Annotated in this window: 14 protein-coding genes and 1 pseudogene; 14 read left to right on the top strand and 1 reads right to left on the bottom strand. The window is 36.3% G+C overall.

Going from position 1 to position 16,168, the window contains the following annotated elements; translation table 11 throughout:
• From LC419_RS16415 to LC419_RS16400, 4 genes are all read left to right on the top strand, one after another.
• Positions 1-2,157 carry a patatin-like phospholipase family protein gene (locus LC419_RS16415; RefSeq protein ID WP_223608375.1) on the top strand — a complete coding sequence of 719 codons (2,157 nt, stop codon included), beginning with the start codon at positions 1-3 and terminating at the stop codon, positions 2,155-2,157.
• Between the two features lie 4 nt (positions 2,158-2,161).
• Positions 2,162-2,584, top strand: a complete 423-nt coding sequence (gene ybeY / locus LC419_RS16410; RefSeq protein ID WP_223608374.1) for an rRNA maturation RNase YbeY — start codon at positions 2,162-2,164, stop codon at positions 2,582-2,584.
• Between the two features lie 147 nt (positions 2,585-2,731).
• A complete protein-coding gene (gene mnmG / locus LC419_RS16405; protein WP_223608373.1) occupies positions 2,732-4,594 on the top strand; it encodes a tRNA uridine-5-carboxymethylaminomethyl(34) synthesis enzyme MnmG in 1,863 nt (620 codons plus the stop codon).
• A gap of 115 nt (positions 4,595-4,709) precedes the next feature.
• Positions 4,710-5,531 carry a class I SAM-dependent methyltransferase gene (locus LC419_RS16400; protein WP_223608372.1) on the top strand — a complete coding sequence of 274 codons (822 nt, stop codon included), beginning with the start codon at positions 4,710-4,712 and terminating at the stop codon, positions 5,529-5,531.
• 589 nt (positions 5,532-6,120) lie between these two features.
• On the opposite strand, the gene pgk is transcribed toward LC419_RS16400, so the two are convergent.
• Complete coding sequence (gene pgk / locus LC419_RS16395) at positions 6,121-7,311, bottom strand: phosphoglycerate kinase (protein WP_223608371.1); 1,191 nt, start codon at positions 7,309-7,311, stop codon at positions 6,121-6,123.
• 554 nt (positions 7,312-7,865) lie between these two features.
• On the opposite strand from pgk, the gene rpiB reads away from it, so the two are divergent.
• The 10 genes and pseudogenes from rpiB (at position 7,866) to LC419_RS16345 (ending at position 16,124) form a co-directional block, all read left to right on the top strand.
• On the top strand, positions 7,866-8,300 hold the full coding sequence (rpiB, locus tag LC419_RS16390) for a ribose 5-phosphate isomerase B (RefSeq protein ID WP_034724458.1): 435 nt from the start codon (positions 7,866-7,868) through the stop codon (positions 8,298-8,300).
• A 374-nt stretch (positions 8,301-8,674) separates the two neighbouring features.
• Positions 8,675-8,893 (top strand): annotated as a pseudogene (locus LC419_RS16385) (thrombospondin type 3 repeat-containing protein); the annotation flags it as partial.
• A gap of 826 nt (positions 8,894-9,719) precedes the next feature.
• Complete coding sequence (gene rnr / locus LC419_RS16380; RefSeq protein ID WP_223608370.1) at positions 9,720-11,873, top strand: ribonuclease R; 2,154 nt, start codon at positions 9,720-9,722, stop codon at positions 11,871-11,873.
• On the top strand, positions 11,873-12,382 hold the full coding sequence (locus LC419_RS16375) for a hypothetical protein (protein ID WP_223608369.1): 510 nt from the start codon (positions 11,873-11,875) through the stop codon (positions 12,380-12,382). The genes rnr and LC419_RS16375 overlap by 1 nt, the downstream gene beginning before the upstream one ends.
• 1 nt (position 12,383) lies before the next feature.
• A complete protein-coding gene (locus LC419_RS16370) occupies positions 12,384-13,082 on the top strand; it encodes a LysE family translocator (protein ID WP_223608368.1) in 699 nt (232 codons plus the stop codon).
• Positions 13,079-14,008, top strand: coding sequence for an LD-carboxypeptidase (locus tag LC419_RS16365; protein ID WP_223608367.1), 930 nt, complete (start codon positions 13,079-13,081; stop codon positions 14,006-14,008). Before LC419_RS16370 ends, LC419_RS16365 begins: the two co-directional genes overlap by 4 nt.
• Positions 14,009-14,022: 14 nt before the next feature.
• Positions 14,023-14,448: a hypothetical protein gene (locus LC419_RS16360; protein WP_223608366.1), complete on the top strand. Its 426-nt coding sequence runs from the start codon at positions 14,023-14,025 to the stop codon at positions 14,446-14,448.
• Positions 14,448-14,819: a YraN family protein gene (locus tag LC419_RS16355; RefSeq protein ID WP_223608365.1), complete on the top strand. Its 372-nt coding sequence runs from the start codon at positions 14,448-14,450 to the stop codon at positions 14,817-14,819. The genes LC419_RS16360 and LC419_RS16355 overlap by 1 nt, the downstream gene beginning before the upstream one ends.
• Positions 14,820-14,932: 113 nt before the next feature.
• Positions 14,933-15,682 carry an SDR family NAD(P)-dependent oxidoreductase gene (locus LC419_RS16350; protein ID WP_223608364.1) on the top strand — a complete coding sequence of 250 codons (750 nt, stop codon included), beginning with the start codon at positions 14,933-14,935 and terminating at the stop codon, positions 15,680-15,682.
• Position 15,683: 1 nt separating this feature from the next.
• Positions 15,684-16,124: a nuclear transport factor 2 family protein gene (locus tag LC419_RS16345; protein ID WP_223608363.1), complete on the top strand. Its 441-nt coding sequence runs from the start codon at positions 15,684-15,686 to the stop codon at positions 16,122-16,124.
• Positions 16,125-16,168 lie beyond the last annotated feature (44 nt).

Genomic DNA, 16,168 nt, shown 5'->3' with positions numbered 1-16,168 from the left:
ATGAGAAAACTCCTGATCCTTCTCTTCGTATTCCAACTCCTGATGATCCATTCTCAAGTGAAAAAGGATCTCGTCATTCCCAAAAATCCCAGAATAGGACTTTCCCTTGCCGGTGGCGGCGCCAAAGGTTTTTCACATGTCGGAGTACTGAAAGTATTAGATTCATTGGGAGTAAAAGTAGATTATATTTCCGGAACCAGTATGGGCGCCATTGTAGGTGGTCTGTATGCTTCGGGATATTCCGGAAAAGAAATAGAGAAGATCGTGATGGATACGGATTTCTATTCTCTGATCATGGATCCTAAATCGAGACAGGAAACTTCTTTCTTTAACAAAGCTGTTGATAAATATCTTTTATCCATTCCTTTAAAAAACGGAAAAATATCCCTTCCCTCTTCCATAAGCTCGGGGCAGAGAAATGTATATCTCCTCAAGGAACTTTTTAAAAATGTTTCCAATATTGATGATTTCTCTAAATTGCCCATCCCTTTTATGTGTGTAGCCACCAATCTTGAAAGCGGAAATATGCAGATCTTTGAGAAAGGAGACCTGGTACAGTCGATTATGGCCAGCTCAGCCTTCCCTTCTCTTATGGATCCGGTAAAAATCGGCGACAGTATTTACATTGATGGTGCAATGACAGTCAATTATCCTTCAAAGCCGTTAAAGGACAAAGGAATCGATATCGTGATCGGTGTGGACCTAAACCAGGATTTATCGACAAGAGATGATTTAAACAACATTATATCCATTCTAAATCAGGTTATTGATTTCGGAATTAAAAGAGATACCAGAAAACAGTACAAATACACCGATATTAATATCAAGCCGAATCTTAAAGGGATGACGGCCACCAGCTACGACGATAAAAAGAAAATTCTGGATAGTGGATATACAGAAGGCATGAAGTATACCGCGGTATTGGATCAGCTTCCAAAACGTTCATTTGACCGCCTTAGGGAGCGCGTAAACCCAATATATTCCAATGTATACAAGATAGACAGCATTTCACTAGATGGAGGCCGTATTTACGGTAAAAACTACGTTCTGGGGAAAATGGGGCTCCGTCTCCCTTCTATGCAGACTTATGGAAGTATTAATAAGAAAATTGATAAACTTGTTGCCACCAACAATTACCGTTTTATCAATTATGATATCATCCCGGAAAATGATGCTAATTATCTGAAACTCTACGTTACCGAAGATGAAGCCCGTCACTTTTTGAAAGTCGGACTGCATTACGATGAAGTTTTCAAAACAGGACTTCTTCTGAATTACTCCGGAAAACGTCTTCTGTTTAAAAACTCAAATCTTTCATTAGATGTAGTGGTAGGTGACAAACCGAGGTATTATCTGAATTATTTTATTGATAACGGATATATCCCCGGCTTCGGGATCTACTCTTCCGGAATGAGCTTTGACCTGAAAAATATAGATAACAATATTGTAGATAAATGGGAATGGTTCAGAAACGAGGCTTATATACAGTCCGTTTGGAAGGATAAATTTGCAATTGGCGGTGGAATAAGCCATGACTATTTTGGTGCGGAAATAAACGGCGTACACGAAAGATACATGCGTTTTTTAAACCCATATGTATTCCTGAAAAGTGACACCCAGAACGATAAAGACTTCCCTTCCCGAGGGATTTACATCAATGCTGAAGGTAAGGTCATTGACCTTTTAAAATCGGAAGTTGAAAAAAGAATCATTCAGGTTAAAGCAGATATCCGACTTAATATTCCGCTCTCAAAACAATTCTCATACCGTCTGAATCTTTATGGTGGAATTACGATCGGGGACAATCTTCCGGAATTTTACCAATACAGACTGGGGGGAATCTTTGAACAGAATCTCATCAACTTTAAGAACTTTGGAGGCTTTTATTTTGCTCAGCTCAATGCAAATAATGTGATTCTCGTTTCAAACGATGTTCAGTTTAAATTCAATAAAAACTATTTTATCAGCGGGAATTTCAGCTTTGCGAATCTTTCAGATGATATTAAATTTGAAGATGCTGTTAAAGTAAATTATAGTTCACTAGGACTTACGGCTGGATACAAATCTCCTTTCGGGCAGATTAAAGTTAATTTCAGCCATTCACTTAAAAACAATCAAAAAGGCATATTCAGTGTTATTTTAGGACACTGGTTTTAATACAATGATACAATTTTTTTACGAAAACTTACAGGAATCTGTCAGTACAGATTATCAAAAATGGCTGGAAGATATCATTCTTTCAGAAGGAAAAAAAACAGGTGAAATCAATTATATTTTCTGTGATGACGAGTATCTGCTTAAGATCAATCAGGATTATCTGCAGCATGATTATTATACCGATATCATCACTTTCGATTATGTAAAAGGCAAAACAATAAGCGGAGAGATTTTCGTATCTTTGCAGCGAATTTCAGACAACGCTTCTACTCTATCCAGAGATTATGAAGAAGAATTAAAAAGGGTCCTGGCCCATGGCATTCTTCACCTCGCAGGTTACAAGGATAAGACAGAAGAAGAGGAGAAAGAGATGCGCAGAAGGGAAGATCTTTACCTGGCTAAATTCAGAGATCTAAATCCTGAATAAATTGAAGAATCACTTAAGAAGCAATTCATAAAGTGCTTAAAGCTAGATAGAATTACAAGTCACCTGGAGTGCATTCTCTAAAAATGTTTCACGTGAAACATTCATGGAAAATATTAAAATTAAAGGCTTTAAATAAGCAATATAAAAATGATTTCAGATACATATGACGTAATCGTAGTAGGTGCCGGACATGCAGGTTGTGAAGCTGCTGCAGCTGCCGCGAACCTGGGTTCAAAGACCCTACTTGTTACCATGAATATGCAGACCATCGGACAGATGAGCTGCAACCCGGCAATGGGAGGAATCGCAAAAGGACAGATCGTAAGAGAGATTGATGCTATGGGAGGATACTCCGGAATTATAGCAGATAAATCCGCAATCCAGTTCAAAATGCTGAACCTTTCCAAAGGCCCCGCAATGTGGTCACCAAGAACTCAAAATGACAGAATGCTTTTTGCAGAAGAATGGAGACTCGCTTTAGAAAACACACCTAATCTTGATTTTTTTCAGGACATGGTGAAACAGCTTATTGTAGAAAATAATAAGGTAACCGGAGTGATTACTTCTTTAGGAATTGAGATAAAAAGTAAATCAGTTGTTCTTACCAACGGAACATTTCTAAACGGATTGATTCACGTTGGAGATAAACAGTTAGGCGGAGGAAGAATGGGCGAACCAAGAGCATTCGGAATTACCGAACAATTGGTAAGTTTAGGTTTCCAAGCCGGAAGAATGAAAACAGGAACTCCTCCCCGAGTAGACGGAAGAAGTCTTGATTATTCTAAAATGGAAGAACAGAAAGGAGATGAAAAACCTCAAAAGTTCAGCTATACCGATACTCCAAAACTAACAAAACAACTAAGCTGTCATATCGTTTATACGAATGAAACCGTCCATGATATTTTACGCGAAGGTTTCGACAGAAGCCCAATGTTTAATGGTACGATCCAGAGTTTAGGACCTAGATACTGCCCAAGTATTGAAGATAAGATTAACCGTTTTGCAGAAAGAACAAGACACCAGCTTTTCGTAGAACCGGAAGGATGGAGAACTGTTGAGATCTATGTAAACGGATTCAGTTCTTCTCTTCCTGAAGATGTACAGATCAAAGCTATGAAGCATATTCCAGGTTTTGAAAATGTAAAAGTTTTCCGTCCGGGATATGCTATTGAGTATGACTACTTCCCTCCTACCCAGCTAAAACATACTTTAGAAACAAAACTGATCGACAATTTATATTTTGCCGGCCAGATTAACGGAACTACAGGATATGAAGAAGCTGCAGGCCAGGGATTAATTGCAGGCATCAATGCACACAATAAAGTACACGATAAAGAAGATTTCATCTTAAACAGAGACGAAGCTTATATCGGAGTACTGATCGATGATCTGATTACAAAGGGAACTGAAGAACCTTACAGAATGTTCACTTCCCGTGCTGAATACAGACTTCTGCTAAGACAGGACAACGCAGACATCAGATTAACTGAAAAAGCGTATCATTTAGGTCTTGCCAAAGAAGACAGATTAAGAAAAGTCGAAACCAAAGTAACTAAGAGTCAGGAACTTGAGACATTTTTAAGAGAAACTTCTTTAAAACCGGATGTTATCAATCCTATTCTGGAAACCATCGACAGTAACCCTGTAGATCAGGCTTACAGAGCAGCACAATTCCTTACAAGACCTAATATTACCTTGGATAAGCTTGATGCCATAGATACTATTAAGGAGTTTTCTTCTCAGTACGACGATGAAATCAGAGAGCAGGCAGAGATTAATATCAAATACAAAGGATATATTGAAAAAGAAAAAGAGAATGTAGCTAAGCTTAACCGTCTGGAAAATATAAAAATTCCTGAAGATTTTGATTATAAAAGCCTTTCAAGCCTTTCTTCAGAAGCAAAACAGAAAATGTCTAATGTAAGACCTAAAACTATAGCGCAGGCAGGAAGAATCAGCGGTGTTTCTCCGGCCGATATAAACGTTTTACTGGTCTATTTAGGACGTTAAATAAAAAATGTTTCACGTGAAACATTTGCAAATTAAAAGCAAAAATTAAGGTATTCACATGCGTTCAATAGAATTATTAAATACCTTAATTTTAAAATATCAAGATATCAATTCAATGAGAATAAAGGATCATTTTCTTTCACAGGAAGTATTTGAAATTAAAGAAACAGAAATAAAAGGAGTTTTCAAAACCACTCCTATTCCATCCAATATTTCCAAATATTATGAAAGCGAAGATTATATTTCCCACCATCAGGATTCAGGAAGCTTTAAAGAAAAGTTGTACAAATTTCTCCAGTCTTTTAATCTTCAGTATAAGAAGAATATTCTTGCAGACAGAATAAAAAAGGGAGCTAAAGTTTTAGATTATGGCTGTGGAGCCGGAGAATTTGTCAAATATATAGAAGAAGATTTTGAAACTTTTGGTTTCGAACCTGATGCCGATGCAAGAAAAGCTGCTCTCAGTAAAATAGCTAAAGCAAAAGTCATTGATAATATTCAAACCATTCCTGATCAAAGCTTAGAAGCTATCACATTATGGCATGTTTTTGAACATGTAGAGAACCAGGATGAAATGCTTAAAATATTTCACGGGAAATTAAAAGACAAAGGACTTTTAATAATTGCTGTTCCCAACCCCACTTCTTATGATGCAAAACATTACAAAGAATATTGGGCAGCGTATGATGTACCGCGACATATTTATCATTTCTCCAAAAATGGTATGGAAAATTTAATTTCGAAGAAACCGGATTGGAAAATGAGAAAAATCAAACCTTTGGTGTTGGATTCCTTCTACATCTCTATGTTGAGCGAAAAATACAAGAAATCCCCTCTTTTTTGGCTAAAAGCAGTCATCTACGGAACGATTTCCAACGTAAAGGCACTTTTTTCGAACGAATTTTCAAGTTTGATATACATTATCGAAAAAAGATAGAAAATCGATTTTTAAGCCACTTCTGAAGGCCAATTTTCACCTATTTTGACATAAAAAACAAAAACCCGGAGATTTTTCCGGGTTTTATTTTTGTCATTTAAGCTTTGATTAAATAATTGAGGCAAGAAAAAATAAAAAATCCCCTACTCCATTTTCTATAAAATTATAAAACTAAAAATGAGACTTCTCTAATTTATAAACTTTTAAATATTTTCAGAGAGTTTCATTTTTAAAATAAATCGGAAAAAATGTTAATTCACAAAAATTATAGAAATTTACAAACGTCGGGCTATTCACCTTACTTTTTTAAAATTAAGGATATATTCAAAAAAAACTGTCACGTGGAAAAATGGAGAGACAAAAAAAAATTAAGATTTTCTTTTTTGAACAGATTTTAAAGATTTACAAAAAATAACCGATATCCACATCTTCCTAACAAATTTTAAAATTAGATAGTGATTTTCCGAAATCCATTACTTTGATCATAAAATTAAAAATTCTCAGAAGAAAATCAATTAAAAAAAATTTTAACACATAAAATAAAAAGACCGTCATTTCTGGCGGTCTCATATATAATAAAAATTAAAATCTATTTGTTGATGGCAGCAACTCCGGGAAGTTCCAAACCTTCCAGACTTTCCAACATCGCTCCTCCTCCAGTAGAAACATAACTCACTTTTTCTCCATAACCGAACTGCTTCACAAAAGCAACACTGTCACCACCTCCCACTAGAGAGAACGCACCCAATTTTGTAGCCTCAGTAATACTGTCTCCAAGAGCAATAGTTCCTCCTGCAAAGTTCGACATTTCAAAAACTCCAATCGGTCCGTTCCAAAGAATGGTTCTGGAATTAAGAAGAACATCGTTGAACTGATCTCTTGATTTATGACCAGCATCTAGTCCCATCCATCCTTCAGGAATTGCATAGATATCTGCTTCTTTTCTATCCGCATCATTATTGAAACCTTCAGCAATGATAGCATCCGAAGGAAGATATACTTTCACCTGGTGTTCTTTAGCTTTTCCCAAGATCTCAAGAGCCAAAGGAAGTTTATCCTCTTCCACCAATGAGTTTCCAATTTTTCCGCCCAAAGCTTTAATAAAAGTAAACGCCATACCTCCTCCAATGATCAGATTATCTATTGCAGGAAGGATATTTTCTATAATGGTAATTTTAGTTGAAACCTTAGAGCCACCTAATATGGCAGTTACAGGTCTTTCTCCTTTTTTCAAAACTTTATCAATCGCCTCAAGCTCTTTAGCTATCAATAAACCGAAAAATTTAGTTGATTCAAAATATTGTGCAATGACAGCTGTGGAGGCATGTGCTCTGTGCGCAGTTCCGAATGCATCGTTTACAAAAGCATCACCCAACTTAGAAAGCTTTTCAGCAAATCCTTCATCACCTTTCTCCTCTTCACTGTGAAAACGAAGGTTCTCCAGCAACAGGATTTCTCCCGGCTGAAGCTCAGAAGCAGCCTTTTCAGCCTTTTCTCCGATACATTCATCCACAAACTTCACTTCCTTTCCAAGAACGCTGGAAACTTCATCTACGATATGCTTAAGAGAAAACTCGTCCTTCACTTCCCCTTTTGGTCTTCCAAGGTGGGTCATCAGGATCACAGAACCTCCATCATTAAGAATTTTTTCAACCGTCGGTTTTACAGCCGTGATTCTTGTATTATCGGTCACTTTCAGCTGATCATCCTGCGGAACATTAAAGTCCACTCTTACCAGAGCCTTCTTGTCTTTAAAATTGAAATCATTGATTGTTTTCATAAGTATCGTTGAATTTTCGTTTCACAAATGTAAGCTTTTAAACTTTTTCAACAGATCATCAAAAACAAAACTTTTGGAAAACTTTCCCCCAACCCAATCACCCACTAATCAACAATTTTTTTCTCTTTAAAGAAAAGAATAATGTAGTTGTTGTTGAGTATTGTTAGTTTCGGGGATAAGTTTTATCAAAATAATTGGTAACAAATAATTTTTATTCAATTCATATTTAATTCACATTGTAATATCTTGTAAATCTGCTTTTTCACACACTTATTAACAGATGTGAATAACTTTCTCACAAATCCATTATTAGTTATTTAATTATGGAAAAAGTCGGGAGTAACTGAAGAAAAGAATTTGAAAGTTGTGGTTAAAATTTTCAAATAGATTTCCCATTACGAAATAAATTCATCTTTAAAAATAGAAAGTTGGAAAAAGTTTTCCACAGTTATTCACAGACCTTTTCACAATTTACTCCCGATTAACTAACAGACTTTGTTATTATTCTTACCTTTGTCTTGAAATAAAATCTAAAAAGACTTAATACAGGTATTATGAAAAGAAAAATAGCTATTGCTGCAGACCATGCGGGCTATGAATACAAGGAGATTGTTAAGAACTTTCTTTCTGAACGATTTGAAGTACAGGATTTTGGAACGTTCTCCACAGACAGTGTGGATTATCCGGACTTTGTACACCCTGCTGCAACCTCTGTGGAAAACGGAGAGAATGAACTGGGAATTTTGATCTGCGGAAGCGGAAACGGAGTACAGATCACAGCTAACAAACATCAGAAAATAAGATGTGCGCTTTGCTGGATGCCGGAGATCGCCGTGCTTGCCAGACAGCATAATGATGCTAATATGATCTCTATGCCTGCGAGATTTATCTCTAAGGAAGTGGCGATAGAAATTGCAGAGAAGTTTCTTTCCACAGATTTTGAAGGTGGAAGGCACCAAAACAGAGTTGACAAAATTGCTGTTTGCTAAAAATATAAAGGCCTGTAAATCAAATTGCAGGCCTTATTTATTTTTTAATTTGTACATTTGCAGCAGCTGATAGAAATTACCCGTCTATTATTTCCATACCGAACCTTAAGTATTTAAAAGATATTAATCAAAGGTTTTTCTCCCCTCTTCTCCATATTTGTAGTAATTTTATACAAACTAAAGTTTCCATTGTAAAAAATTTGGAAGGAAAATTGATGCTGTTGGCATATATAGAGAAAATTTAAAACTGAATGAAAATCAAAGTATCTGCTGTACTATTTTTTATTATAAGTTGTTTCCATGCCAAGGAAATAGCAGCTAAAGATAGTTTAAGGAAATGCAGAAAGGAATTCAATAAAAAAATCTGTCTCTCTGATGATGATCGTGATGGAATTCCATTGTATCTGGATAAATGTCCGAAAGATGCGGGTGTTCAAGAGAACTTTGGTTGTCCCTGGCCAGACACAGATAAAGATGGGTTGATTGATAAAGATGATGCGTGTCCTATGGTAGAAGGACCGATAGAGAATAAAGGTTGCCCGTGGCCGGATACTGATGGGGATGGAGTTTTAGATAAAGATGATCCATGTCCTACGGGAAATACAAATGGCTGTTATGATAGTAATTGTTCGGAAGCTGATAAAAAAGAAGAGAAGAGACTTGAGCGTTTTAAAAATGAATCTAAGGATGTCAATTTTGAAAAGCTAAGCCACAAAATTATCTCGGGAATTGATAAAAACTTCTACCCGGATAAAGATCTTATTGTTCTTACCAGTCATATTCTCGCAGTTGAAGCAAGAGCTGGAGACTGCAGAAGTGAAAACCCGGCACCGGTTTATCACGGTAAAAACTTTTGGACAATGGGTTCGATTAACCAAATTTCAAATCTCTTAAAAAAGAACATCTCATTGGGTTCAGCTTACCAGAGTTTTTCTTCACCGGATATAGATATTGAATATAATGCTGAGTTCGGTTTAAAAAATATCTCAAAATTTGCTTACAAAAAGAAGATGAAGCATCTTGAGACTTTAAAGAAAGGAAGCCCTACTGAGAGTTTTACAGATCATTATGGAATGTTGATGATAACATTTACCAATGAATTGGGGAATATTGTAAAAGTTCACTATACTTATACCCTTATAAATAAAGCCAAACCGTTCCGTAGAAAAGAAGTTTATACCACCTATCAGTATGTTGGTAACGACTGGAAGGTGATGGAAACAAAAGAAGAAGAACAAAAAATAAAAATATATGAAGATTAAGGCATTCGGATTATTAGAGAGTTTTCCCCTTACTCACAAAATAAATGAATAAAGATGCCTTTAACAAATGATGAATAAAACAGATAATCCAGACCGTAGATCTTAAAAGTATCACTTCTGGATTATTATAATTAACAACAATTAAATAACATTAAAAATGCCAAGAAAAGGTAAATATATAAGCCATAAAAACGAACAGAAACTCATAGAGATCGGAAGACTGATCCTACGTTTCATGAATACCAATTCCACGAAGATCTATAATTATAAGCAGATCGCAGAAGGAATTGATTATAAAAATCCACGTCAGAGAGAGTTGGTAATCCAGGCTCTTCACAAGCTTCAGGGTTCTGAGAAGGTGAAAGAAGTGGAAAAAGGAAAGTACATCGTTAATCTGAAGATTGCAGGCACTTTAAGTGGAACGATTGATTTCAACCAGTCCGGAAATGCCTATGTAAGCGTAGAAGGGATGGAAGATGACGTCTTTATCCATTCTAAAAACGTAAAAGATGCATTGCAGGGTGATAAAGTTCTGATTGTTACATACCATTTTAAAGGTAAAAAGCTGGAAGGCTCCGTACTGGAAGTTCTGGAAAGAACAAGAACTGAGTTTGTAGGAACATTCCAGGTGGTTGCTCACAAAGATTTTGGTTTTGTAGTGTGTGATAAAAAAACGATCAATACCGATATTTTTATTCCAAGAGCAAAATTCGGAGGCGCGGAAAACGGTGATAAAGTAGTTGTAAAAATGACAGAATGGAGACCTGGTGACAAAAATCCTCAGGGAGAAATCACTCAGGTATTGGGTGCTCCGGGTGAGCATGAAACAGAGATCCACTCTATCCTTGCAGAATACGGTCTTCCGTATGAATTCCCACAGGAAGTTGAGCTGGATGCTGATAAAATCGACAGAAGAATCACCGATGAAGAAGCTGCGAAGCGTTGGGATATGCGTGATATCTGTACCTTCACCATTGACCCTAAGGATGCAAAAGATTTTGATGATGCCCTTTCCATAAGAAAATTAGAAAACGGAAACTGGGAGATCGGTGTGCATATTGCAGACGTTTCTCATTATGTAGTTCCGGGAACCATGCTGGATGATGAAGCTTACAAAAGAGCGACTTCGGTATACCTTGTAGACCGTGTGGTTCCGATGCTTCCGGAAGTTTTGAGTAACGATGTGTGCTCACTTCGTCCGAATGAAGATAAATATACATTCTCAGCAGTTTTCCAACTGAACGATAAAGCAGAAATCCAGAAACAGTGGTTCGGAAGAACGGTAATTCATTCAGACAGAAGATTTACCTATGAAGAAGCTCAGGAACGTATAGAAACGGGCCAGGGAGATCTTGCAGAAGAAATCAATACACTGGACAGACTTGCGAAAATCATGCGTGATGAACGTGTCAGAAACGGAGCGATTACATTTGACAGAAGTGAAGTAAGATTCAATCTGGATGAAAATAACTCGCCGATCGGAGTATACTTTAAAATCAGCAAGGATTCCAATCACCTGATCGAAGAATTCATGCTTTTAGCCAATAAAAAAGTGTCCGAATTTGTATCACTGAACACGAAAGGAGGTGTAACCAATAATACCTTTATCTACAGAGTCCATGATGATCCGAATCCGGCAAAACTGGAAGCACTGAGAGATTTTGTCTCTACCTTCGGATATAAAATGAACCTTGACAATACCAAAAAGGTAGCAGAATCACTAAATAAACTTCTTTTCGATGTGAAAGGAAAAGGAGAAGAAAATATGATTGAAACGCTGGCCATGAGAAGTATGAGCAAAGCGGTCTATTCTACAGAACCTATCGGACACTACGGTCTGGGTTTTGAGTATTACAGCCATTTCACCTCTCCTATCCGTCGTTATCCTGACCTTTTGGCTCACCGTCTTTTACAGCATTATCTTGACGGAGGTAAATCGCCAAGCAAGCAGGAGCTGGAAGACAAAGCCAAACACTGTAGTTCTATGGAAAGACTGGCTGCCGATGCAGAAAGAGATTCTATCAAGTTCATGCAGGTGAAGTTTATGGAGAAACACCTTGGAGAAACATTTACTGGCGTTATTTCAGGTGTTGCGGAATTCGGTTTCTGGGTGGAAATCCCCGAAAACGGTGCTGAAGGGTTGATCAAATTGAGAGATCTTGTAGATGATTCCTATTCTTACGATGCGAAAACCCATGCTGTTTATGGTAACAGAACCGGTAAAAAGCATCAGTTGGGAGACCAGGTTCAGATCAAAGTAGTGAAAGCAAACCTTATTCAAAAGCAGTTAGACTTTAAGATTGTTGATTAATGACTAAAATTGATAAAGCGATCGTGTTCAGTCTTCTGAATGCGGTTTTGCTTGTGACAGTTATTTTTAAAACTGTTCTCAATTTTTATGTATTTGTAGTGGTTATACTTCTTCTTATTGTATTGTGTCATGTTTTAATCAACAAAAACAGGATTAATATTGGAAAGGAGGGTAAAAAATATTTTTTTTTGATTAAATTTCCGCTTGTAATTAATTTGTTTTTTCTGATCAATTATATTACAGGAATGAATCCCACAAAAGAAACCTATTGTTATAAGGCACAAACATCTTATGTTGGAAGCGTTCGTAGTCATCAGGTAGGAAAGACTACCTATATATACTTAAGTGGAAATGCCTATGAATATGAGTATATGATAAGGAGTTTTTTCATCGATTACAAAAGGATGATGTTTAAAAACCAGATTACTTATACATTTGAAAGAGGTATCTTTGGGTTAAGAATCAGGAAAGATTTCCAGTTTTTTTATAATGAAAATTGTTTAGAATAGAATGTTTGAACTTGTACTTTCTGCCGTTGTCTTAGGATTTATGCTGAGCTTGGTTTTTATAGGACCTATTTTTTTCCTTTTAATTGAAACCAGCTTCACACGAGGACCGAGACACGCTCTGGCACTCGATCTCGGAGTTATTACGGCAGATATATTATGCATCGTTGCTGCTTATTATGCAAGTGCAGATATCGTCACTTTAATAGATAAACATCCCGGTTTTTACAGGATTACTTCTATACTTATTTTTGTATACGGCATCGTGATGATGGTCACCAAGACCAAAATGCACATGCCCGGTGAAGAAAAAATCATTGGACAAAACTATTTTAAAACGTTTTTCAATGGTTTTTTCTTTAATCTTTTAAATGTAGGAGTGATTCTCTTCTGGCTGGTGACGGTCATTTCAGTAAGAAATCAGTACCCTGACACCAGCAGTTTTATTCTCTACGTTGGTATCGTCATTGCCACTTATCTGTGCATTGATCTGGCCAAAATATTCTTAGCAAAACAATTTCACGATAAACTTACCCAGAAACTCGCCAACCAGATCAGAAGGATCGTGGGCGGGATTCTTATTGTGTTCAGTTTCTTTATCTTTCTGCAGAGCTTTAAGAAATTTAACCAGTTCGACAGACGTTTAGAAGAAGCGGAGAAAAAAGAAATCAAATACCAAAAAACAGGACAAAAAAAAGAATGAAAAAAATAATCTTTCCAAAAGCCCTTAAAAAAGACAATAAAATAGCTGTAATCTCCCCTGCCGGAGCTGTAGATGTTTCCCAACTTGAAAAGGGATTAGAGATGATTAAAAGCAGAGGTTTTGAACCTGTATTGGGTGAACATCTCTACACTAAATTTGCAAACGGATACAATTACGCAGGAACAGAAAAGGAAAGGTTAAAAGATATCAACTGGGCTTTAAATGATAAAGAAATTTCAGCAGTCTGGGCTTCAAGAGGCGGTTATGGATGCCATCATCTGGTTCAAAATTTAAAGCTTAAAAACTTCACGGAAAATCCCAAATGGTATATCGGTTACTCTGATAATACCGTTATTCAAAGCTATCTATTAAAGAAAGGTTTTGCTTCTATCCATGGACAGACCATCAAAACATCCAGTTTTGGAGTGACGGATGAAGGCTATGATCTGCTCTTTGATATTTTAAAAGGGAAAAGTCCTAAATATGCTTTAAAATCTCATCAATTTAATAAACCGGGGAATATTGAAGGTGAATTGATTGGAGGTAATTTAGCCCTGATTTACGCCCTTCTGGGAACCCCATATTCCTTTGATTTCAAAGATAAAATTCTATTCATTGAAGATATCGGAGAAAATTTTTATGCTCTTGACCGCATGATCATGAGCCTTGAATTAGCCGGTGTTTTCAAAAAAATAAAAGGACTGATTATTGGAGGAATGACCAATATGGGTGATGAAAAAGAGAATAAAAGCTATGAAGAAAGCTTCGATGAATTTGCCTATCAGCTGATTTCAGACAGAATTTCAAAGTATAAATTCCCTGCTGTTTTCGGATTCCCGAATGGACATATTAAGGACAACCGACCTTTGATTATTGGCGGAAAAGTTACGATGAAGATTGGAGATAAGGTTAGGATTGAGTTTTAATAGGATGATTTCAAATGAAGCTTATTGAGAATTTTGAGCCAATAAAAATCACTCCGAATCTTGTAAAAAGTTCGCTTTATATTATATTTTTAATTACAGTATTATCGTATTTTATTTTCTTTGACAAGAATTTAAAGATTGAATATAAGGAAACCTGTCCATGTAATGCTGAATACAGTCTTTCTCAATATGATGAAAGAGAAAAGATTTGGGAAAAAAGAAAATATGCTACTGACCCAGACCTTAAAACATTTAAACTCAAGAATAAGATGGGTTTTACGATCGATAGGCTTGAAAATATTGATTTTTATAAATTGAATGATACCCTTTTCAGACCTTCAGAAAAAAGTGCGTTTGACTTTTTCTCAAAACGCTTTTACTGGGACTGTGAAAACAAAGAAGTTTGGATATCAAGACACTATAAATTATCTTTTAAATAATGGCCACTCATAATGATTTTGGTAAAATAGCAGAAGATCTTGCAGCTGAATATCTGCAGAAGAAGGGCTATAAAGTTCTTACAAGGAATTTCAGGTTTCAGAAAGCTGAGATCGATATCATAGCTGAAAAAGAGGATCTAATTATTATCATAGAAGTAAAAGCACGTTCTACAGATGCTTTTATGCTCCCTCAGGAAGCAGTTACCAAAACAAAGATCAAATCAATTGTCACGGCGGCTAATCATTATCTTGAAGAATTTAACAGAAACAATGAAGTGAGGTTTGATATCATTTCTGTCCTTCCGGACGAACAAAAGAAACTAACGATCGAACATATAACCGATGCTTTTGAAGCATTTGATGCCAACTGATTATAATAATTAATCTAACAATCTAACAATGTACCAGTGTAAAAATATTGAAATCCACAATCTGTCATTGTTACATTGATAAAATGATACATTGCTACATTAATAAAGAAATTATGAAAACAATACTCATCACCGGAGCGACTTCCGGAATAGGAAAATCTACTGCAGAGGTTCTTGCCAGACAAGGAAACAGAATCATTATCTGTGGAAGGAGAAAAGAGGTCTTAGAAGCTTTAAATGCTGAACTTTCTCAATATACCGAAATGTTTAGTTTAATATTTGATGTTAGAAATCTGGAAGAAGTGGAAAGGGCAATAAGTTCTCTCCCTGACGAATGGAAGAATATCGATGTATTGATCAATAATGCAGGGAATGCGCATGGTTTGGATCCTCTTTCTGCCGGAAAGACAGATGATTGGGATTCTATGATCGATGGGAATGTAAAAGGACTTTTATACGTTTCCAAAACCATCATCCCTTCTATGAAAGACCGTAATTCAGGGCATATTGTAAACATTAGTTCAGTGGCCGCAAGACAAACTTATGCCAATGGAACGGTATACTGTGCAACTAAAAAAGCAGTTGACGTGATTTCTGAAGGAATGCGTCTGGAACTGACTGAATTTGGAATCAAGGTGACGAATATTCAGCCGGGTGCTGTGGAAACTGATTTCTCTCTGATAAGATTCAAAGGAGACCGTGAAAAAGCCGCTACGGTATACGCCGGTTATGAAGCTTTGAAAGCCGAAGATATTGCTGACGCAATTGGTTATTGTGTCAATGCTCCAAAACATGTGATGGTTTCTGATATGACCATCTATCCGAGTGCACAGAGTGAGCCGAGAACGATTTACAGAAAATAAGGTGAAAAGACTATCACTTTTTATCCTGCTTTTTTCATTTGCTTTTTGGAATGGGCAACATGTAAACACTTTTCAGAAAGATGAAAATCTCTTTGAAAATGTGAAACTGCTGGATACTTATTTGCAGAATAATGATGAGAAGATCATTGATATTTTGTGTCCGGATGTGTCTTTTGGTCATTCCAACGGCTGGATACAGAGCTTTGAAGATTTCAAAAAAGATTTTTCATCAAAAAAAGTGACATACAAAAATATTCTGCAGACTGAACTTTCCGAGGTCAAGAAATATAAAAATACGGCAAGCATCAGAAGAACAGTACAAGTTTCAGGAACTTATAAAAGCCAGGATTTTGAAATGAAACTGGCTTTGCTGGAGATCTGGATAAAAAAGAATGCTGTTTGGAAACTCTGGAGCCGGCAGAGTGTCGAAATAAAGCCATAAATTTGCAGGAATTTGAAGCAATTTTGCTTTTGCAATTTTGCCAC

The sequence above is a fragment of the Chryseobacterium sp. OSA05B genome (genome assembly GCF_019970065.1).
GTDB lineage: Bacteria > Bacteroidota > Bacteroidia > Flavobacteriales > Weeksellaceae > Chryseobacterium.
Note: the sequence above shows the minus strand (reverse complement) of the source record. Positions and strands in the feature narration are given on the sequence as shown.

Excerpts from the sequence above, each read along its gene's own strand:
- LC419_RS16415 (WP_223608375.1), top strand. The coding sequence starts at position 1 with ATGAGAAAACTCCTGATCCTTCTCTTCGTATTCCAACTCCTGATGATC.
- ybeY (WP_223608374.1), top strand. The coding sequence starts at position 2,162 with ATGATACAATTTTTTTACGAAAACTTACAGGAATCTGTCAGTACAGAT.
- mnmG (WP_223608373.1), top strand. The coding sequence starts at position 2,732 with ATGATTTCAGATACATATGACGTAATCGTAGTAGGTGCCGGACATGCA.
- LC419_RS16400 (WP_223608372.1), top strand. The coding sequence starts at position 4,710 with ATGAGAATAAAGGATCATTTTCTTTCACAGGAAGTATTTGAAATTAAA.
- pgk (WP_223608371.1), bottom strand. The coding sequence starts at position 7,311 with ATGAAAACAATCAATGATTTCAATTTTAAAGACAAGAAGGCTCTGGTA.
- rpiB (WP_034724458.1), top strand. The coding sequence starts at position 7,866 with ATGAAAAGAAAAATAGCTATTGCTGCAGACCATGCGGGCTATGAATAC.
- rnr (WP_223608370.1), top strand. The coding sequence starts at position 9,720 with ATGCCAAGAAAAGGTAAATATATAAGCCATAAAAACGAACAGAAACTC.
- LC419_RS16375 (WP_223608369.1), top strand. The coding sequence starts at position 11,873 with ATGACTAAAATTGATAAAGCGATCGTGTTCAGTCTTCTGAATGCGGTT.
- LC419_RS16370 (WP_223608368.1), top strand. The coding sequence starts at position 12,384 with ATGTTTGAACTTGTACTTTCTGCCGTTGTCTTAGGATTTATGCTGAGC.
- LC419_RS16365 (WP_223608367.1), top strand. The coding sequence starts at position 13,079 with ATGAAAAAAATAATCTTTCCAAAAGCCCTTAAAAAAGACAATAAAATA.
- LC419_RS16360 (WP_223608366.1), top strand. The coding sequence starts at position 14,023 with ATGAAGCTTATTGAGAATTTTGAGCCAATAAAAATCACTCCGAATCTT.
- LC419_RS16355 (WP_223608365.1), top strand. The coding sequence starts at position 14,448 with ATGGCCACTCATAATGATTTTGGTAAAATAGCAGAAGATCTTGCAGCT.
- LC419_RS16350 (WP_223608364.1), top strand. The coding sequence starts at position 14,933 with ATGAAAACAATACTCATCACCGGAGCGACTTCCGGAATAGGAAAATCT.